General features: G+C 71.2%; 18 protein-coding genes and 2 riboswitches. Of the genes, 13 read left to right on the top strand and 5 right to left on the bottom strand.

The window, feature by feature from the left end; translation table 11 throughout:
* Positions 1-16 precede the first annotated feature (16 nt).
* The gene (locus AB0K82_RS17390; protein WP_364397963.1) at positions 17-454 is read right to left on the bottom strand and encodes a hypothetical protein; all 438 of its coding nucleotides are present in this window, start codon (positions 452-454) and stop codon (positions 17-19) included.
* Between the two features lie 166 nt (positions 455-620).
* On the opposite strand from AB0K82_RS17390, the gene AB0K82_RS17395 reads away from it, so the two are divergent.
* The 4 genes from AB0K82_RS17395 to AB0K82_RS17410 are packed head-to-tail and all read left to right on the top strand — an operon-like array spanning position 621 to position 4,898.
* Positions 621-1,280, top strand: coding sequence for a heme-copper oxidase subunit III (locus tag AB0K82_RS17395; RefSeq protein ID WP_345357956.1), 660 nt, complete (start codon positions 621-623; stop codon positions 1,278-1,280).
* A gap of 22 nt (positions 1,281-1,302) precedes the next feature.
* Complete coding sequence (locus AB0K82_RS17400) at positions 1,303-2,115, top strand: c-type cytochrome (RefSeq protein WP_364397965.1); 813 nt, start codon at positions 1,303-1,305, stop codon at positions 2,113-2,115.
* Positions 2,108-3,172 (top strand): Rieske 2Fe-2S domain-containing protein, encoded by a 1,065-nt coding sequence (locus AB0K82_RS17405; protein WP_364397967.1) that lies wholly within the window; start codon positions 2,108-2,110, stop codon positions 3,170-3,172. Before AB0K82_RS17400 ends, AB0K82_RS17405 begins: the two co-directional genes overlap by 8 nt.
* A gap of 49 nt (positions 3,173-3,221) precedes the next feature.
* Positions 3,222-4,898: a ubiquinol-cytochrome c reductase cytochrome b subunit gene (locus tag AB0K82_RS17410; RefSeq protein ID WP_364397969.1), complete on the top strand. Its 1,677-nt coding sequence runs from the start codon at positions 3,222-3,224 to the stop codon at positions 4,896-4,898.
* 175 nt (positions 4,899-5,073) lie between these two features.
* On the opposite strand, the gene AB0K82_RS17415 is transcribed toward AB0K82_RS17410, so the two are convergent.
* The 3 genes from AB0K82_RS17415 to AB0K82_RS17425 all read right to left on the bottom strand — a co-directional run bounded on the left by AB0K82_RS17415 (position 5,074) and on the right by AB0K82_RS17425 (position 7,955).
* The gene (locus tag AB0K82_RS17415; RefSeq protein WP_345357968.1) at positions 5,074-5,361 is read right to left on the bottom strand and encodes an Lrp/AsnC ligand binding domain-containing protein; all 288 of its coding nucleotides are present in this window, start codon (positions 5,359-5,361) and stop codon (positions 5,074-5,076) included.
* 84 nt (positions 5,362-5,445) lie between these two features.
* Positions 5,446-6,195, bottom strand: coding sequence for a rhomboid family intramembrane serine protease (locus tag AB0K82_RS17420; protein WP_364397971.1), 750 nt, complete (start codon positions 6,193-6,195; stop codon positions 5,446-5,448).
* An 8-nt stretch (positions 6,196-6,203) separates the two neighbouring features.
* Positions 6,204-7,955: a DEDD exonuclease domain-containing protein gene (locus AB0K82_RS17425; protein ID WP_364397973.1), complete on the bottom strand. Its 1,752-nt coding sequence runs from the start codon at positions 7,953-7,955 to the stop codon at positions 6,204-6,206.
* 278 nt (positions 7,956-8,233) lie between these two features.
* Between AB0K82_RS17425 and AB0K82_RS17430 the strand changes: the two genes are divergently transcribed.
* The 8 genes from AB0K82_RS17430 (at position 8,234) to AB0K82_RS17465 (ending at position 17,184) form a co-directional block, all read left to right on the top strand.
* Positions 8,234-9,511, top strand: coding sequence for an NYN domain-containing protein (locus tag AB0K82_RS17430; protein WP_364397974.1), 1,278 nt, complete (start codon positions 8,234-8,236; stop codon positions 9,509-9,511).
* Between the two features lie 105 nt (positions 9,512-9,616).
* Positions 9,617-9,808 carry a hypothetical protein gene (locus tag AB0K82_RS17435; RefSeq protein ID WP_364397975.1) on the top strand — a complete coding sequence of 64 codons (192 nt, stop codon included), beginning with the start codon at positions 9,617-9,619 and terminating at the stop codon, positions 9,806-9,808.
* Positions 9,809-9,994: 186 nt separating this feature from the next.
* Positions 9,995-10,126: riboswitch (cyclic di-AMP (ydaO/yuaA leader) on the top strand.
* Position 10,127: 1 nt separating this feature from the next.
* Positions 10,128-11,192: an NlpC/P60 family protein gene (locus tag AB0K82_RS17440; RefSeq protein ID WP_364397977.1), complete on the top strand. Its 1,065-nt coding sequence runs from the start codon at positions 10,128-10,130 to the stop codon at positions 11,190-11,192.
* A 33-nt stretch (positions 11,193-11,225) separates the two neighbouring features.
* Positions 11,226-12,203 carry an NlpC/P60 family protein gene (locus AB0K82_RS17445; protein ID WP_364397979.1) on the top strand — a complete coding sequence of 326 codons (978 nt, stop codon included), beginning with the start codon at positions 11,226-11,228 and terminating at the stop codon, positions 12,201-12,203.
* Positions 12,204-12,488: 285 nt separating this feature from the next.
* Positions 12,489-12,658: riboswitch (cyclic di-AMP (ydaO/yuaA leader) on the top strand.
* 57 nt (positions 12,659-12,715) lie between these two features.
* On the top strand, positions 12,716-13,219 hold the full coding sequence (locus AB0K82_RS17450) for a C40 family peptidase (protein WP_364397981.1): 504 nt from the start codon (positions 12,716-12,718) through the stop codon (positions 13,217-13,219).
* A gap of 139 nt (positions 13,220-13,358) precedes the next feature.
* Positions 13,359-14,420: an RNA-guided endonuclease TnpB family protein gene (locus AB0K82_RS17455; protein WP_364397983.1), complete on the top strand. Its 1,062-nt coding sequence runs from the start codon at positions 13,359-13,361 to the stop codon at positions 14,418-14,420.
* 29 nt (positions 14,421-14,449) lie between these two features.
* Positions 14,450-15,793 carry a hypothetical protein gene (locus tag AB0K82_RS17460; protein ID WP_364397985.1) on the top strand — a complete coding sequence of 448 codons (1,344 nt, stop codon included), beginning with the start codon at positions 14,450-14,452 and terminating at the stop codon, positions 15,791-15,793.
* The gene (locus AB0K82_RS17465; RefSeq protein WP_364397986.1) at positions 15,790-17,184 is read left to right on the top strand and encodes a M48 family metallopeptidase; all 1,395 of its coding nucleotides are present in this window, start codon (positions 15,790-15,792) and stop codon (positions 17,182-17,184) included. Before AB0K82_RS17460 ends, AB0K82_RS17465 begins: the two co-directional genes overlap by 4 nt.
* Positions 17,185-17,268: 84 nt before the next feature.
* Here AB0K82_RS17465 and AB0K82_RS17470 read toward each other — a convergent pair whose 3' ends face one another.
* Positions 17,269-17,928 carry an acetate uptake transporter gene (locus tag AB0K82_RS17470; RefSeq protein WP_364397988.1) on the bottom strand — a complete coding sequence of 220 codons (660 nt, stop codon included), beginning with the start codon at positions 17,926-17,928 and terminating at the stop codon, positions 17,269-17,271.
* 179 nt (positions 17,929-18,107) lie between these two features.
* On the opposite strand from AB0K82_RS17470, the gene AB0K82_RS17475 reads away from it, so the two are divergent.
* A complete protein-coding gene (locus tag AB0K82_RS17475; protein WP_364397989.1) occupies positions 18,108-19,247 on the top strand; it encodes a glycosyltransferase family 4 protein in 1,140 nt (379 codons plus the stop codon).
* Positions 19,248-19,298 lie beyond the last annotated feature (51 nt).

Consider the following 19,298-nt stretch of genomic DNA (forward strand, 5'->3'; position numbering starts at 1 on the left):
CCGCGGCGGCGGACGGCTACTGGACGGACAGGCGGGGCTCGGAGCCGCCGACGCGCCCCTCCAGGCGGCGGCGCATCAGGTCGGCGACGCCCTCGGCCAGCGCGACCGGGTCGATCGGCTGGGAGGCCACGGCGTCGGCGCGGGACCAGGTCGCCAGCCAGCCGTCGTCGCGGCGGGCGATGATGACCATGATCGGCGGGCAGTGGTAGATCTCGTCCTTGGCCTGCCGGCAGATGCCCATGCCGCCGGCCGGGCGCGCCTCGCCGTCGAGGATCACCACGTCGATGTCGCCCCTGTCGAGGTGGACGAAAACCGCGGGCTCCGTCGCGACCTCGACGAACTCGACCTTCGGCAGGCCGGGGGCGGGGCGGCGGCCGATCGCGAGCCGCACCTCGTTGCGGGTGTTCGCGTCGTCGCTGTAAACGAGGACCTTCATGGTCTCTTCGGTGCTCATCGGCTCATCCATGGGTTACGTGGTCGCGTGCTACGTGCCCGATGCTACCGGGAGATGGCGCGGCGGCGGGTAGGGCCGTCCGTCCGGGGCGCGTGCGACGTGCTGTGAGGAGGCGAATCGCCTCTACAGGGGGGTCCTGCACGGAGCGCGGGCGGGTGCCGCAATAATGCTGCCCGTGGCAACAGCAACCGCGACAGAAACGGCACCCCGGTCCCACGCCAACCGGCCCAACCTCGTAAGCGTGGGCACGATCGTGTGGCTGTCGTCTGAGCTCATGTTCTTCGCGGCGCTGTTCGCGATGTACTTCACCATCCGGTCGGTGACCAAGGGGGACGGCGGCGCGTGGCCCCAGGCCCACTTGGACATCCCGTACGCCTCGGCCAACACCTTCATCCTGCTGATGTCCAGTGTGACCTGCCAGATGGGCGTGTTCGCCGCGGAACGGGGGCAGGTCAGGCGCCTGGGGTCGATCTTCAACCTCAAGCGCTGGGGTCTGCGCGAGTGGTACGTCCTGTCCTTCCTCATGGGCGCGGTCTTCGTGGCCGGCCAGCTGAATGAGTACCGCAGTCTCATTCACGAGGGCACGACGATCTCCAGCAGCGCGTACGGCTCGGTCTTCTACCTGACCACGGGCTTCCACGGGCTGCACGTGACCGGTGGACTGATCGCGTTCATCTTCATGCTGGGACGCACGTACGCCGCGAAGCGCTGGACACATGAGCAGGCGACGAGCGCCATCGTCGTGTCCTACTACTGGCACTTTGTCGATGCGGTCTGGGTGGGGCTGTTCTTCACCATCTACGGGATCGACAAGATCTTCACCTGACCCAGAACGAGGGATCTCTTCCGTGAAATGGATCACCGCATGGCGACGGCGCCCGTGGGCGGGCTACGCCGTTGTGCTGGCCGCGCTCGCGATCATCGGCGTCGCCTACGCCGGTGTTTCGCCGCGCACTGACCGAGCACAGGCGGCCGCCGCGGCGGCGTCGGATCAGGACGTGGCCAAGGGCAAGCAGCTGTTCAACCAGGCCTGCTCGAGCTGCCACGGAGCCAACGCCGAGGGTACGAAGAACGCCCCCAGCCTGCTCGGCGTCGGCGCGGCCTCGGTCGACTTCCAGGTCGGCACCGGGCGGATGCCCGCCATGAACCTCGGCGCGCAGATTCCGCGCAAGAAGCCGGTCTTCAACGAGGAGCAGACGCGTCAGATCGCCGCGTACATCGCCTCTCTCGGCGGCGGCCCCGCGATCCCGTCGAAGGACCAGGTCGACCCGGCGAGCGGCGACGCGGCCATGGGCGGAAAGCTCTTCCGGGCGAACTGCGCGCAGTGCCACAACTTCGCCGGCTCCGGTGGGGCACTGACCGGAGGCAAGTACGCCCCGCCGCTGACCAAGGCGACGCCCGAGCAGATCTACGAGGCCATGCTCACCGGCCCGCAGGCCATGCCGGTCTTCAACGACACCACGCTGACGCCGGCGCAGAAGCGGGCGATCATCGCGTACGTCACCCAGACCCGCAGCGAGCCGAATCCCGGCGGCAACGGTCTCGGCCGGGTCGGCCCGGTGGCCGAGGGCCTGGCCGGCTGGCTGGTCGGACTTGGACTGATCGTCATCGCGGCGATGTGGATCACCGCCAGGAAGCCCAAGAAGAAGCACAATGTCTGAGACCAACGAGACTCACGGAGCGCCCTCCGAAGAGGAGCGGGCGCCGAAGCGCGTCATCGGCACTCCGCCGCAGGTGCAGAGCCATGACCTGCTGCCGTCCGAGGGAGACGGCGGGGAGAGCACCGGGTACAAGCTCGACCCGGTGAAGGCGCGCAAGGCCGAGCGTGCGGCGGCGTTCTTCTTCTTCCTGACCTTCCTCGCGGGCGTCGCGTTCATCGTCTTCTACGCCGTGTGGCCGGGCCACGTCGGCAACGACGACATCGTCCGCGCGATGCACTCGAACTACGCCCTGGGCAGCGCGCTCACGGTGATCTTCCTCGGCATGGCCGTCGGCATGACGATCTGGGTTCGTCACCTGATGACGACCAAGGAGATCATCCAGGAGCGGCACGAGCTGGCGTCCCCGGCCGAGGACCGGCAGGTCTTCAACGAGTACTTCCTCCAGGGCGCCGAGGAGAGCGGCATCACCAAGCGGCCGCTGCTGCGCCGCTCCCTGCTGCTGGCCTCCGCGCCGCTGGGTCTGCTCCCGCTGATCCTGCTGCGCGACCTGGGCCCGCTGCCGGAGAAGAAGCTCCGCCACACCTCGTGGAAGAAGGGCACCCGGCTCGTCGTCGACGGCACCGGCCAGCCGCTGAAGCCGTCCGACTTCAACTCCCCGGGCGGCATCATCACCGTCATCCCGGAGGGCGCCGAGGACAACCTCGACGAGCTCGCCAAGGCCACGGTGCTGCTGATCAACGTTCCGGAGGACCAGCTCAAGGTCAAGAAGGGCCGGGAGAACTGGAACGTCGGCGGCATCATCGCCTACTCCAAGATCTGCACGCACGTCGGCTGCCCGGCCGCGCTGTACGAGCAGACGACGCACCACATCCTGTGCCCCTGCCACCAGTCGACGTTCGACGCGCTCGACGGCGCCAAGGTCATCTTCGGTCCGGCGGCCCGGCCGCTGCCGCAGCTGCCCATCGGCGTCGACTCCGAGGGTTACCTCATCGCGACGAGCGACTTCCACGAGCCGGTCGGACCCAGCTTCTGGGAGCGGGGGAGGCCCAAGGCATGACAACCCTCATCGGCGACCGATTCGATGAGCGAGGATCGGTGAGCGACCAATGACGACGCAAGCACCCCCGAAGGCGGTCGACGGCGCGATCGGCTTCCTCGACGAGCGCTTCGGCACCGCGGGATTCCTCCGCGGCAAGATGAAGAAGGTCTTCCCCGACCACTGGTCGTTCATGCTCGGGGAGATCGCGCTCTACTCCTTCATCATCCTGCTCGCGACGGGCACGTTCCTGACGCTGTGGTTCAAGCCCAGCATGTCCGAGGTCGTGTACAACGGGCACTACACCAAGCTCGTCGGCGTGCACATGAGCGAGGCGTACAGCTCGACGCTGAACATCAGCTTCGACGTGCGCGGTGGCCTGCTCATGCGGCAGATCCACCACTGGGCCGCGGTCATGTTCGTGGCCTCGCTCACGGTGCACATGCTGCGCGTCTTCTTCACCGGCGCGTACCGCAAGCCGCGCGAGGTCAACTGGCTGATCGGCCTGGGCCTGTTCACGCTGGCGCTGCTGGAGGGCCTGTTCGGCTACTCGCTGCCGGACGACCTGCTCTCCGGCACCGGTCTGCGGATCACCCAGGGCGTCATGCAGTCGATCCCACTGGTCGGGACGTACCTGTTCTACTTCGCCTTCGGCGGCGACTTCCCGGGTCACGACTTCATCCCGCGCCTGTACACGGTGCACGTCCTGCTGATCCCCGGCATCCTGCTGGCGCTGGTCGGCGCGCACTTCATGATCCTGTGGCACCAGGGGCACACCCAGTTCCCGGGCAAGAACCGCGCGGAGAAGAACGTCATCGGCAAGCCGTTCTACCCGGTGTTCATGATCAAGGCCGGTGCCTTCTTCATGTTCACCTTCGCGGTCATCGCGCTGCTCGGGACGTTCGCCCAGATCAACCCGATCTGGCTGTTCGGCCCGTACACGCCCGACTCGATCACGGCCGGCTCGCAGCCCGACTTCTACATGGGCTTCCTCGAGGGCGCGCTGCGCATCATGCCCAACTGGGAGACCAACCTGTGGGGTCACACGGTCTCGTGGAACGTCCTCGTTCCCGCGCTCGTGCCGCTGGGGCTCATCATGACCGGCGCGGCCCTCTGGCCGTTCATCGAGCAGTGGGCCACCGGCGACAAACGGATCCACCACATCGCCGACCGGCCGCGGAACGCCCCGTTCCGTACCGCCGTCGGCATGACCGCGGTCACCTTCTACGGTCTGCTGTGGCTGGCTGGCGGTAACGACGTCATCGCCGACAAGTTCCACGTGTCCCTGTACGCGACGACGTGGTTCTTCCGGTTCGCCGTCTTCATCGGCCCCGCCCTCGCGTACTTCGTCACCAAGCGGCTCTGCCTCGGCCTGCAGCGCAAGGATCAGGACATCCTGCACCACGGTGTCGAGTCCGGCATCATCATGCGGCTGCCGAGCGGTGAGTTCATCGAGGTGCACGAGCCGGCGCGCGACGAGGACAAGGCGGTGCTCACCGGCAAGAAGCCGCTGCCGGACCTGGCGATCGAGGACGAGGACGAGAACGGCGTTCCGGCGCCGTCCGCGCGTGGCCCGCTGGGCAAGCTGCGCAAGAACCTCAACCGTGCCTTCACCGCCGACGACGTCCCGGCGGACGGCCACGACGAGGGGCACGACGACACCAGCCCGCACGCCGAGGAGGACCTCGAGGCGGGCGGCGTCGAGCCCGGCGGCACCGGCGGCAGCAGGGCGATCAGCCACCACTGACGCCGCCGCCCGCACACGAGTACGGCCCGCCACCCGATTCCGGGTGGCGGGCCGTTCCGCGTGTTCTGGGAAGGATGAGGCGCCGAGCACGAGGGGCGACTCGCCTGCGCGGGCCGAGGAGTGGTCGCCGGGGCGGGCGTGGGCGGCCTCGCCGGCGCCGCTCGTCCCGGCCCGGTCAGTCCCCGTCCGGCAGGCCGAGGGCGAACGCGGCCTCCAGGTCGTGCTGGGAGTACGTGCGGAAGGCGATGTGGGTCTCGGTGTGCGTCACGCCGGCGACCTTGTTCAGGCCGCCGGGGATGACATCCGCGATCTGCTCGTACTGCCGCACGCGCACCAGCGCGACCAGGTCGAACTCCCCGGTCACCGAGTAGACCTCGCTCACCCCGTCGAGACCGGCGATGATCTCGGCGACCTCCGGGATGCGCGAGACGTCGGCCTTGATGAGCACGATGGCGGTGATCACGGAATGCCTCCTGCGTGGGTTGCGCGCGATGTCGGATCGCCCGTCGCAAAGCCTAGTGGAGGGGGCCGTGCTGGATGGCGCCCGCTAGGTCCAGCTGAGGGCGGCCGACTTGCGGGCCACGGTGCCGCGCCGGACGAGCAGGCCGACGATCACCCCGGCGACGAAGCCGTAGATGTGCGCGACGTACGCGGTCTGGCTCTGGCTGTCGCCGAGGCTGAGCCACTGGAACACGAAGAACTGGACGAGCAGCGTCCAGGACGGCAGCCGGAACGGGAAGATCGACAGGATCAGCGCGATCGTCCGCGACCGCGGGTAGAGCACGAGGTGGGAGCCGAGCACGCCCGCGATGGCGCCGGACGCGCCGACCAGGGGGGTGTCGGAGCCGGGGTAGGTGATCGCGAAACCGTACGCCGCGATGTAGCCGACCAGAAGGTAGAAGACCAGGAACCGGAGCCGGCCGAGGCGGTCCTCGGTCGCCGCGCCGAAGATGAAGAGGTACACCATGTTGCCGAGGATGTGGGCGACGCCGCCGTGCAGGAACATCGACGACAGCGCGGACAGCCACGGCCGCTTGTGGAACGGTTTCGGCGCGCAGAGGTGGGCGACCTCCTCCGGCACCGGATTCTGCCGGTTCGAGACCATCTCCTTCGGGACGGCGCCGTACTTCAGCAGGAACGTCACCTGCTCGCACCGGCGCTGTTCGACCCCTTCGCCGTGGTGGCCGATCGAGGCGATCGGCGACAGCAGGAAGATGACCACGTTGGCGGCGATCAGCAGGTAGGTGACCAGAGGCGCGCGCCGCGTCGGCTGGTTGTCGTACAGCGGCAGCGCCACACCTGCTCCTATCGCATCGGCCGACCGGCGCGGTCAACCTTACGGGAATCGGGGCGCGCGGCGGCGCTCTCGATCCACTGACGCACGCTCTCGGCGCCGTGCGGCGGACAGGTCCACGTGCCGTCGACCTCGACGAGGCGCACGCCGGGGGAGTCGAGCCAGCGCAGCACGCACTCCATCTCCTCGGCGGAGGCCCGCGGGGTGGCCCCGATGCCGGGCCGCACGGTCTCGGCGGTGGCGACCAGCGCCTCGACGTACGGGACGGGGTGGGCGTGCGGGGGAACGGTGCCGGCGGCGGCGAGGCGCCCGTGGCGGACGACGTGCAGCTCCCAGCCGCCGTCGAAGGCCGGCCGGGCCGCGACCAACTGCGCGAGTCCGGCCAGGGCGGACAGGCGCTGGCAGCGCGCCGCGCCGCGGACGAAGGCGGCCAGCCGGTCGCGCTGCACCGCCGCCTCTTCGTAGCGCAGCTCGCCGGCGAGCCGGTCGATGCGGGCCCGCGCGGCGGCGACGACCGGACGGACGTCGCCCTCCAGGATCCGCCGGGCCAGGGAGGCGTGGCGGGAGTAGTCCTCCGGCGCCTGCCGGCCCTCGCACGGGGCACCGCAGCGGCCGAGCTCGGCGAGCGCGCAGGTGGCGGCCCGGCGGGTCTCGATCAGCCGCAGGGTGAGCCGCTGGGTGCACTGGCGCAGGGGGACGGCGTCGTGCACGGCGGCGCGCGCCTCCTCGGCCGTGCGGGTGCTGCCGAACGGGCCGAGGTAGGCGGCACCGTCGTCGCGCACCTCCCGGACGATCGACAGCCGGGGGAAGGACTCGGCGGTGAGCTTCAGCCAGACCGCCCGCTCCGGGTGGCGCGACCGGCGGTTGTAGCGCGGCTTGTGCGCCGCGATGAGTCGCAGCTCGCGGACCTCGGCCTCGAGGGGGCTCGCGCACACGATGGTGCGGACCCGCTCGGCGACGCCGATCATCTCGCGGACGTGCCGGCGGGTCTCCGAGGCGGTGAAGTAGGAGGTGACGCGGCTGCGCAGCCGGCCGCTCTTGCCGACGTAGAGCACCTCGCCGCGCGCGTCCTCGAAGAGGTAGACGCCCGGCGCGGCGGGCACACCGTCGGCCAGGTGGCGCTTGCTCCGCTGCTCCGGCGTCGGCGCGCGCTGGAAGCCGGTGAGCTCCTCCAGGGTCTCCACACCGAACGCCCCGGCGCGCTCCAGCAGGCCGTGCAGGACGTCGACGGTCGCGCGGGCGTCGGTGAGCGCGCGGTGACAGGGCTCGACGCGGGCCCGGAAGAAACGGGAGAGGGTGGCGAGCTTGCAGTTGGGGACCTCGTCGCGGGTGAGGACGCGGCGCGCGAGGTCGGCGGTGTCCACCACCGGCGGCGCCGGCCAGGGCCGCTCCTGCGCGGCGCAGGCCGCCTTCAGGAAGCCCATGTCGAACGGCGCGTTGTGCGCGACCAGGACCGCGCCCCCGGCGAACTCCAGGAACGACGGCAGGACCTCGCCGATGCGGGGAGCCGCCACGACCATCTGCTGCGTGATGCCGGTGATCACCGAGATGAAGGGAGGGATCGCCATCCCGGGGTCGACGAGGGTGGCGAACTCGCCCACGATCTCGCCGCCGCGCACCTTGACGGCGCCGATCTCGGTGATCGCGTCTTCCTTGGCCGACCCTCCGGTGGTCTCGAGGTCGACGACGACGAAGGTGACGCCGGCCAGCGGGGTGCCGAGGTCATCGAGGGTGCCCTGCACCGCAGGGCCGACGGAGGCCATGGGCGGAACCGTACGCGGGAAGACCGACATTCGTTCGGGCGGCCTGGGGCGGGGGCCACTCTGCGGCATCCACATTCGTTGCGGCGACCCGGCGCGCGGATACCTTGTGGTATTCGTCGGGGGGATTGCGGACCGTAGGTCGCCGAGCCGTCTACGCTGGGCAGCGACGGCGACACGGAGCCCGGCGCACGCGTCCCGGCGCGCCGCCCCGCGACCATGAGGAGCAGACCATCGACACCGGCCCGGGCGAACACCTCGATCAGCCGCTCCCCGAAGCGGTGCGCCAGCGTGTCGTCGAGGCCGCGGCCGGCGTCATCGGCGGGCTGCGGCCCGACGAGGTCCCGCCGCCGCTCCGGCGGGTGGCCCGGTTCGAGCCCCGGCGCCGCGCCCGGCTGGCCGCGACGCTGATCGCCGCCCAGCTCGAGGACGACAACGGGTTCCGCGAGCGTGTCGCCGATGTCGTACGGGAGAGCGAGCCGGTGCTGGCCGAAGCGGTCGGCTCGGGCGCCGTGCCGCCCGCCGCGGACCCGGTGACCGTGGCCGCCCTCGCGTACCTCCTGCGCCCGCCGGACTGGGCCGAGCGGATCGAGACCGCGCGCCGGGACCTGGAGCGGTCGGCGGCGGCCGCCGAGGACGCCAAGGTCATGCGCCAGGTCGCCGACCTCCGGGACCAGATCGCCGCGGTGAAGGCCACCCGGTCAGAGGAGACCGAGAAGCTCCGCGCCGAGCTGCGTGAGCTGCGCACCGAGAACGCCGAGCTGCGCAAGCGGCTGCACGAGGCGCGGGGCAAGGCGAAGCGGGAGCACGCGCGGGCGGAGGAGCTCGACCGCCGGCTGGGGGAGGAGCGTGCCGCGTCCTCCGTCGCGGCGGCCGCCGCCGAGGCGGAGCTGCGCCGGCTGCGCAGCCGCTTGTCCCATGCCGAGGCCGCCGCCGAGAGCGCCCGGCGCGCCGCCCGCGAGGGCCGCAACGTCGACGAGGCCCGGCTGCGCGTCCTCCTCGACGCCCTCACCGACGCCGCCAAGGGGCTCCGCGACGAGATCGCGCTGCCGCCGGGCATCACCCGGCCGGCCGACAGTGTCGGCGGCATCACGCCCAGCCGTCCCGGGCACCGCACGCTGCCCGGACGGGCGCTGGCCGACAGCGACCCGGCGCTCCTGGACCAGTTGCTCACGCTCCCGCAGGTGCACCTCATCGTCGACGGCTACAACGTCACCAAGACCGGGTACGGCGACCTGCCGCTCGCCGACCAGCGGTCCCGCCTCGTCTCGGGCCTGGGCGTGCTGCACGCGCAGACCAAGGCGGAGGTGACGGTGGTCTTCGACGGCGCGGAGCTGAACGCCCCCGTCGCCGTGCAGGCGCCGCGCGGTGTGCGCGTGCTGTTCAGCGAGCCCGGTCAGACGGCCGACGAGCTGATCGGCCACCTGGTCCGCGCCGAGCCGAGCGGGCGCGCCGTGGTGGTCATCTCCTCCGACCAGGAGGTCTGCGACTCGGCCCGGCGGGCCGACGCCCGGCCGGCGCCGTCGTCGCTCCTCCTCCGCCGTCTCGGCCGCACCTGACCGTCCGTGCCCGCCCGGCCCGGCCCGCGCGGGTGGATATTGCGGAGGGAATTGTCGGTGGGTCCTCGTAACGTCTGGCAATGACGACGACACGAGGAGGAATTCGTGCTCATCGACTGCGCCAAGTGTGAGCTACGCAACGTCGGCTGCGCCGACTGCGTCGTCACCATGATGCCCGCCATCCCCGAGTCCGGCCTGGACATTGATCCGCTCGAGCGCCGCGCGCTGGGCATTCTCGCCGCGGAGGGGCTGATCCCGCCCCTGCGAATGACGATCTCCGTCGACCGCGCATCGTGACGATCCGCGCGCGCCCTGTTGCGTAAATGACGTGAATTGCTCGAATTCCCGGAGAAGCGGTTGTTACCAGCGTGAGACTTGACTAGTCTCACGCGCTGAGCCGGTCGCTGGTTCGTCGCCCCCCAGGCGACGGCGACGGCTTCCGCCGAGTCGTCACGTTCGGTGAGGACGCCCGGGCTCCGGGCCGTAGGATCCTCACCGGCACGACGAGCCGGGGAACCAGGTTTCAGGGGTGAATCGGAGCGCTGTGGGCTCCGTAGGGCGACTTCCACGCCCGAATCCGTCAGCTAACCCGGTAGGCGGACAGTGGGAGAGGGGCGTGCCGCAAATCGTGGCAACAGAGCGCAGTGCCGACGGCTCGGCCGTCGGACGGCCGATGAGCGGCTGGATCCGCGGTCGCACGTTGGCCACCCTGTGCGTCGCCGCCTCGGCGGCGCTGGCTCTGCCGGCCGGTACGGCCGAGGCGAAGCCCAAGGAGACGCTGAGCCAGGCGAAGGCCAAGCTGGCCAAGCTGAACTCGCAGGTCGACCACCTGGACAACGACTACAACAAGGCCAAAGAGCAGTGGGCGGCGGCCGACAAGAAGCTGAAGGCGCTCAAGGCCTCGGTCAAGCAGCAGCGCCAGACGTGGGCCGAGCTCCGCGTCCGTGTCGCGCAGATGGCCGCGTCCGCGTACAAGAACGGCTCGAACGGCGCCGACATCCCCGCCCTGGTCTCGGCCAAGGACCCGCAGACGGTGCTCGACCAGATGTCGGCCTTCGCGCAGCTGTCCAAGAACCGCTCCACCGAGCTCACCCAGTTCCTCAACGCCGCCCAGTTGCTCCAGCGGCAGCAGGCGCAGGCCGAGCAGGGCACCACCGACCTGGTGCAGAAGAAGAACGCTCTCCTCGCCAAGAAGAAGAGCATCGAGAAGTCGGTCGAGCAGCAGAAGGCCCTGGTCAAGAAGCTGGGCCCGGCGGCGGACTCCGGCGGCGGTGACAGCGGTCCCGTGGCGAGCAACTGCGGCGGCGGCTACCAGGGCTCGGCGACCGGCAAGGCGCGGACCGTACTCGAGTGGGCCTACAGCAAGTGCGGCACGCCGTACCTCTACGGCGGCACCGGCCCGCGGTACGACTGCTCCGGCTTCACGATGAAGGCCTACGCGGCGGCGGGGAGGACCATTCCCCGCGTCGTCCCGGACCAGTACGACGCCACCACCAGGGTCACTCCCCAGTCCGCCCTGTCCCCCGGCGACCTGGTCTTCTTCGACAACCTCGGGCACGTCGGCATCTACGTGGGCGGCGGCAAGTTCATCCACTCGCCGCACACGGGCTCTTACGTCAAGATCGACAGCCTGAGCAACCCCTGGTACAGCTCGCATTACGTCGGCGCGGGCGCGCTCTAGGAACGGATCATCATGGCCAAGGAGCGTACGATCATGCCCAGGACCGGCCGCCGGTTCCTGACGACCGTCGGGTTCGTCGCCGTCGCGGGGCTCGCCCTGCCGGGGGTTCCCGCGCACGCGGACCCCGGCTCTTCGCTGAGCGCGGCGAAGAAGGAGCTCGCGCAGCTGAACGACAAGGTCGACCAGCTGAGCAACCAGTACAACCAGACCAAGGCGGACTGGAAGGCGGCCCAGAGCCGGGTCAACGCGCTGAGCAAGTCGGTGCAGGCCGAGCGCAAGACGTTCCAGCAGCTGCGGCTGCGGGTCGCGCAGCTCGCCGTCGACGCCTACAAGACCGGGGACAACGGCTCGATCCCCCAGCTGGTGAGCTCCAAGGACCCGGACGCCGTGCTCTCGCAGATGTCGGCGTTCAACCAGATCGCGCACAACCGGTCGGCGGAGTTCCAGCAGTACCTCGCCTCCGCGCAGCGGCTGGAGCGTGAGCAGGCGCTGCGCGTTCAGGCCGCCCAGCAGCTCACGGCCAAGAAGAACCAGCTCGAGACGCAGCGCAAGCAGGCCAACGCGGCCATCGCGCGGCAGCTCAACCTGGTCCGCAAGCTCGGCGCCGGCATCGATCCGGGCAGTTCCAAGGAGAACTGCTCGGTCCTCGCCTCGGGCAAGGCGGAGATCGTGCTGAAGTTCGCCTGCGCCCAGCTCGGCAAGCCGTACGTCTTCGGCGGCTCGGGCCCGAGCACCTGGGACTGCTCCGGGATCACGATGGTCGCCTACCGCAAGGTCGGCATCAAGCTCAACCACTGGGTGCCGGATCAGTGGGACGCCAGTCGCCGGGTCTCCAAGGCCGACCTGCAGCCCGGTGACCTCGTCTTCTTCCACGACCTCGGGCACGTCGGGTTCTACCTGGGCAACGGCAAGTTCCTGCACGCCCCGCACACCGGCGACGTCGTGAAGATCTCCAACCTCAGCGACGCCTGGTACACCTCGACCTTCATGGGCGGCGGCCGGCTCATCTGAGACGACCGATCGACAACTGAACAACGGACGCCGACAGGCCGGGGGGACGGACTCCCGGCCGGAGCGCCGAGGCGCGGACCGGATCCGGTCGGCCTGCCGGCGTCACACCTTTCGAATCTTCCGCACCGACGGTGCGGATCGCGGCGCACGCCATGTGTCGCTCGGCCGGAGGGGGCCTCGGTCAGCGGGGTGCGGTTCGACACGCGCCGTGCGGACATGCCGCTTCCGGCTTGTCAGAGATGCAGAGCAACGGTCATCGCCGAAGTGGCCCGACCGGGCCGCGGGTGGCCGTGCACGCCTAATCCGTGGGCACACGGAGCCGGGGAACCGATCGCGCCGAAAGGCGCGGATTTCACGGGGGTGAATCGGGGCGCCTGTTCTCCCGCAGGCATGCCGTAGGGCGGCTTCCAGCCCGAACCCGACAGCTAACCCGGTAGGCGTAGTGGAAGGAGAGACCTCTGTCTCGCAACCCCTCGACCGCTTCGTCCCTGCGCCTCCGCCTCGCCGGAGGCATGGTCGCCGCGGGTGCGGTCCTCGCACCCGTCGCCCTGACGGCCACCGCCGCGCACGCCGCGACCCCCCAGACGGCCGTCACCGTCGCCAAGGCGACGACGAAGCACAAGTCCTGGAGCCAGCGACACAAGGTCGGTCTGGAGGCGGTCGCCATCGCCCGCAAGCAGATCGGCAAGTGGTACCGCTACGGGGGCGCCGGGCCCAAGACGTTCGACTGCTCCGGTCTGGTGCAGTACTCCTACCGCAAGGCCGGCGTCCGGCTGCCGCGCACCGCGGGCCAGCAGCACCGCCACATCAAGCGGCACGTCCGCTGGAAGAACCTCGCGGCCGGTGACCTGGTGTACTTCAACGACAACAACCACACCGGGATCATCTCGAAGGTCGTCGGTCACAAGATCTACATGATCCACGCGTCGCACACCGGCACGCGGATCAAGCAGATCCGGATCGACAACAACAGCTACTACAAGCACGCGTTCTACGGCGCGGCCCGGCCGTACTGAGCCGGATCGTCCGCCGGACCGGCACACCACGGCGCCGAGTCCGCTGATCACCGCCGGGGTCGTCCGCAAGGACGGCCCCGGCGGTGCTTCGTCAGGGATCTCGGTCTCTGGGCATTATCAGTTGTGTACGTTGGTGGCCGTGCAGCTTCGGTACGGGTTTCGCCTGTACCCGAACGGGCCCCAGCGTGCGGCGCTGGCCAGGGCGTTCGGGTGCGCTCGCGTGGTGTTCAACGACGCGTTGCATGTCCGTAAGGATGCCCGGGTGCAAGGTCTGCCGTTTCCGAAGGCGGCGGAGCTGTCCAGGCGGGTGATCACCGAGGCGAAGAAGACGCCGGAGCGCGCGTGGCTCGGCGAGGTCTCCGCAGTCGTCTTGCAACAGCCCCTGCGGGACCTGGAGGCGGCCTACTCCAACTTCTTCTCCTCGCTCAAGGGAGCCCGGAAAGGGCCGAAGGTTCAAGAGCCCCGCTTCAAGTCCCGTAAGGACACCCGGCAGAGCGTACGGTTCACCGCGAACGCCCGGTGGTCGATCACGCCGGGCGGTGACCTGCGGCTTCCGAAGATCGGTGATGTGCGGGTGAAGTGGTCCCGCGCCCTGCCGTGTGCGCCGTCCACCGTGACGGTGATCAAGGACAGCGCGGGCCGGGCCCAGCAGGCCCTGAGCCGCAAGGTGAAGGGGTCGAACAACCGGGAGAAGGCTCGGCACAAGGTCGCCCGCGCTCACGCGAGGGTGGCCGACGCACGGCGGGAGTTCCACCACCAGCTCTCCACCAAGCTGATCCGCGAGAACCAAGCGATCGCGGTGGAGAATCTGGCGATCAACGGACTCGCCCGTACGCGCATGGCCAAGTCCGTACACGACGCCGGATGGGCTCAGTTCCTCGCGATGCTGGAATACAAAGCCGCACGGTACGGCCGTACCCTCGTGCGCATCGGCCGGTTCGAGCCCACCTCTCAGGTGTGCTCGGCCTGCGGCACCAAGGACGGTCCCAAGCCCCTGCACGTCCGACACTGGACGTGCAGGACGTGCGGGACCGTCCTGGATCGGGACACCAACGCGGCCGTGAACATCGGCCGGGCCGCCGGACTGGCGGTGACAGCCTGTGGAGCGCAGGTAAGACCGGGAGTCCTCCCGGCGCAGCGCCGTGAAGCAGGAACCCACCGAGACGGTCAGCCGACCGTGGTAGGAATCGCCCGGTTCTAGCCGGGGGAGCGGAAGTCAACATCACGCGCATGTCATCGTCGGCGGGCACCTGGCAGGGACGGGTCGCCGCGCTGACCGGGGTGGCGATCGCGCTGCAGCTGGTCACCGCGGTCGGCTACGCGGCCCTGCACCGCGAGACGGGGCACGCGGCCGCCTCGTTGCGGAGCGCGGCCACGGTGCCCGCGCCGAGCCCGGCGACGGTGACGGCGCTGCTGCAACGCCGCTCCCGCGCCGTCCTCACCCATGACCGCACGGCCTTCCTCGCCACCGTCGACCCGTCGGCGCAGGCGTTCCGCGCCGGGCAGGAGACGCTGTTCGACAATCTGGCGAAGGTCCCCCTGTCGGCGTGGCGCGAGTCGCTCGCGGACACCCGGGCCGCGGCGGCCGCCGACGATGGCTGGACGGCGCGGCTGACGCTCACCTACCGGCTGCGCGGCTTCGACACGAAGGACGCCGCCTACACCGAGTACCTCACCTTCCAACGGCGCCAGGGCACCGGCTGGGTCGTGTCCGGTGACGGCTCCACGCACGGCCTGCGCGACGATCCGCAGATCTGGGACGGGCCGGACCTGACCGTCATCCGCGGCGAACGCAGCCTGGTCCTCGGCGAGGGCGGCGCGGGGGTCGGGGACGGCACCGGAGTCACCGAGGGCGGGGAGACGCGGACCGCCGAACTCCGCGACATCGCCCGGCGGCTGGACACCGGGGTCGGCCTGGTCTCGAAGGTCGTGGGCGACCGCTGGGCACGGCGCGTCGTGGCGCTCGCGCCCGCGACGGAGCAGCAGGCCGAGGAGCTCGTGGGGGACGTCCGGAACCTCGGCGACATCGCCGCGCTCGCGACCGTCAGCGGCGGCGCGGGCGAGGCGAACGGCGGCGTGGACCGCGTGGTCATCACCCCCACCGCCTTCGGCCGGCTGAACGGGCTCGGCCGGCACGTCGTCCTCACCCACGAACTCGTCCACGTCGCGATGGGCGGCGCCCGCGACGGCCACACGCCCATGTGGCTGGTCGAAGGGCTGGCCGACTACGTCGGCTACAAGGGCGCCGGCGTCTCGACGCGGGCGGCGGCGCGCGAGCTGGCCGGTCTGATCTCCTCCGACGGCCTGCCGGCGGCGCCGCCGGGCCGCAGCGCCTTCACCGGGTCGGGCGAACGCCTGTCCGCCGCGTACGAGGAGGCGTGGCTGGCCTGCCGGATGATCGCGGAGCGCTACGGTGAGGGCAGGCTGGTCCGGTTGTACCGGGCCGCCGCGGCGGTACCCGGCGACGCCGGCGACCCGCGTATCGAGGACCGCGCCCTGCGTGAGGTGCTCGGCGTCGACGCGAGCCGGTTCGCCGCGCAGTGGCGGGCCTACCTGCGGAAGGAGCTCACTTGACGGAGGCCGGCGAGCAGGAGGGCGCCGGGTCGCCCGTGCGCACCGAGGCCGATCCCGGGCCCGCTCCACGGGTGGAGGCGCGCGGGGCGCCCCGGCGCGCCGCGGCCGTCGCCGCCGTGGTGCTGGGCGCGCTGCTGGTCGTCGTCGTGGCGGCGGTGACCCCCTGGCATCCGCTGTCCGGCGGGCGGGCCGTCGCGGATCCGGCGCTCGACTTCACGCGGGAGCAGATCGCGCGCAACGAGAGGTTCAGCGCGGCCATGGACGGTCCGGCGTACGCCGGGCTCGCCGCCGGCCTGGTGGTGGTCCTCGTCCTCGGCCTGACGCCCTGGGGCGCCCGGCTGCTCGGCAGGGTCGTGCGGCGGCCGTCCACGTCGGACGCCAGGCCCGCGCCGTGGCGGCGGGGCCTGCGCCTGATCGCCGTCGCGCTGGTGCTGTCCGCGCTGACCCAGCTGGTCGCGCTGCCGTTCGCCGCGTGGTCGGAGTCGGTGCTGCGACGGTACGGCCTGTCGACCCAGGGCTGGGGGTCGTGGTTCGGCGACCGGCTCACCGGGTTCGGGGTGAGCCTCGTCATCTGGGTCGTCGCGCTGCTCGGCCTGCACCTGCTCATCCGCCGCTTCCCGCGGCACTGGTGGGCGGGCGCGGCCGTCGGCGGCTTCCTGCTCGTCACCGCCGTCTCGTACGCCTACCCGGTGGTGGTCGAGCCGCTGTTCAACTCCTTCACCTCGATGCCCGCCGGGCCGTTGCGCACGGACCTGCTCCGGATGGCGCGCGCGGACGGCGTACCGGTGCGCGACGTCCTCGTCGCCGACGCGTCGAAGCGCACGACCGAGCTGAACGCCTACGTCTCGGGGTTCGGCTCGACCCGGCGCATCGTCGTCTACGACACGCTCCTGGCGTCCCAGTCGCCGAAGGAGGTCGAGCTCGTCGTCGCGCACGAGCTCGGCCACGCCAAGCGGAACGACGTGCTGACCGGCACCCTCGTCGGCGGCCTCGGGGTCGCGACCGGCGCCTGCGTCCTCTACCTGGTGATGACCTCGCCGCGCCTGCTGCGCCGGGCCGGCGTACGGTCGGCGGCCGACCCGCGGTCGACGGCGCTGCTGCTGGCCGCGGTCACCGTTCTCGCCCAGGCGGCGGGACCCGCGCAGAACCTCGTCAGCCGCCACATCGAGGCCCGGGCCGACGCGCACTCCCTCGAACTGACGCGGGACCCGGCGACGTTCGCGGCGATGCAGCGGTCGCTCAGCCTCCGCAACCTCGACGACCTGTCCCCGAGCCGGTTCGCCTACGCGCTCTGGAACACCCATCCCTCCGGACCGGAGCGCATCGCGATGGGCCGCGCGTGGGCCCGCCTGCACCACGTCGCGGTGCCCCCGCCGAGCGTCCGTCCCTGACCGGGCCCGCGCCTCTCACGGCGTACGCCCCCGACCACGGCCCGGCCGTGGTCAGGGGCGTACGGACGATGGTGAGCGTGGCGCCTACTGGGTGACCGGGGCCGTCTCCACGGTGCGGCGCGCGCCGAACGGCCCGCCGACCGGCAGCGCGTACCGGCCGCCCATCCCGTTGACCACGCCGGCCGCGGAGGCGTACCAGGCGACCAGGGCGGTGAGGACGCCCACCCAGCCGCCGAACTTGATGACCCCGCTGCTGTGCGAGAGGTTGCCGATGAACAGGATGATCTCGGTGAGCTCCAGGGTCAGGAACACCCCGAAGACCGCCGCCGTCACCTGGGTGCTCCACAGGAGCATGTAGGCGTTGAAGATCGCGAACGCCAGCAGGATCCAGCCGAGGTCGTTCTGGACGAGGTGCTCCGGGTTCGCCTTCGTGGCCGCCGCCGTCGCCGCGGCCATGGGCGCGACCCAGCGGACGTACAGCGCGAGGCCGATCCAGAATCCGCCGTAGGAGGCGAACGCGGTCGCGCCGAAGACGTTCCGGTTGCGGAACTCCCACATGCCGGCCAGCAGCTGGATCAGGCCGCCGTACGCGAACGCGTATCCGAGCCAGGCGTCCGTGCCGTCGGTCCACCCGGCGTTCTTCGCGGAGAGAAGGAAGGTGGTCAGTGCGAACGCCGCCAGCCCGAGCGGGGCGGGATCGGCGATCGTGGAGAGGGGGGTCGGGGGTCGGGGGGTCTCGGTCATGGGTGGCTCCTCCTCGTCGTGAAGCTCACCGCCGTGCCTCGTCGGGTCCGCCGTGCACACTTCGCAGGCCGGGCGGGGACCGGGCGGCCAGGACGCGCGTAACCACATTAACTCCCTGTTTCGCTCCGGTCACGGGGGCGCGTAAAGGTGATCACAGAACCCATGCGATGCTGGCATCGATGAGGAAGACGCTCGTCCTGACCAACGACTTCCCGCCCCGGCCGGGCGGCATCCAGGCGTTCGTGCACAACCTGGCGGCCCGCCGGCCGCCGGGCTCCCTCATCGTGTACGCCCCCGCGTGGGAGGGCGCGGCGGAGTTCGATGCCGCACAGGCGTTCCCGGTGGTCCGGCACCCAAGGCCGTTGATGCTCCCGGTCCCGTCCGTGCTGCGGCGCGCCGCCGAGATCGTCCGCGCGGAGGGTTGTGACTCGGTGGTCTTCGGCGCGGCGGCGCCGCTCGGGCTGCTGGCCCCGCGCCTGCGGCGGTCCGGCGTCGAGCGGTTCGTCGGGATCACGCACGGTCACGAGGCGGGGTGGGCGGCGCTGCCCGGATCGCGCCGGTTGCTGCGCCGGATCGGGGACCACGTCGACGTGCTCACCTACCTGGGCGAGTACACCCGCAGCCGGATGGCCCGCGCGCTGTCGCCCGCGGCGGTGGCGCGGATGCGGCGGCTGGCCCCCGGCGTCGACGAGGCGGTGTTCCACCCCGGCGCCGGGGGAGAGGAGATCCGGGCCCGGTACGGCCTGGCGGACCGCCCGGTCGTGGTCTGTGTCTCCCGGCTGGTCCCGCGCAAGGGGCAGGACGCGCTGATCCGCGCCTGGCCGCAGGTGCTGCGGGCCGTCCCGGACGCCGCCCTCCTGATCGTCGGCGGCGGCCCGTACCGCACCACGCTCGACCGGCTCCGCGTCGAGCTGGGCGTGGCGGACGCCGTGCACCTGACCGGCACGGTCCCCTGGGAGGAGCTTCCCGCGCACTACGACGCCGGTGACGTGTTCGCCATGCCCTGCCGGACCCGCCATCGCGGGCTCGACGTCGAGGGCCTGGGGATCGTCTACCTCGAGGCGTCCGCCACCGCTCTGCCGGTGGTGGCGGGCGACTCCGGCGGCGCCCCCGACGCCGTCCTCGACGGTGAGACCGGCATCGTGGTCGACGGCCACTCGGTGGGCGCGGTCGCCGACGCCGTCATCGGCCTGCTGCGCGACCCGTCCGCGGCGCAGGCGATGGGCAAGCAGGGGCGTTCGTGGGTCGAGCGCGAGTGGCGCTGGGAGGTCCAGGCCGCCCGCTTCGCCGCCCTCCTCGCGGGCCGACCCGGGGCTTGATCACTGGTGTTCACCGCCTTCCAGGGGCGGTGGCCACCAGGGTTCCTCACC

Origin of the sequence: Actinoallomurus sp. NPDC052274, from assembly GCF_040679475.1 — a bacterium.
GTDB lineage: Bacteria > Actinomycetota > Actinomycetes > Streptosporangiales > Streptosporangiaceae > Actinoallomurus > Actinoallomurus liliacearum.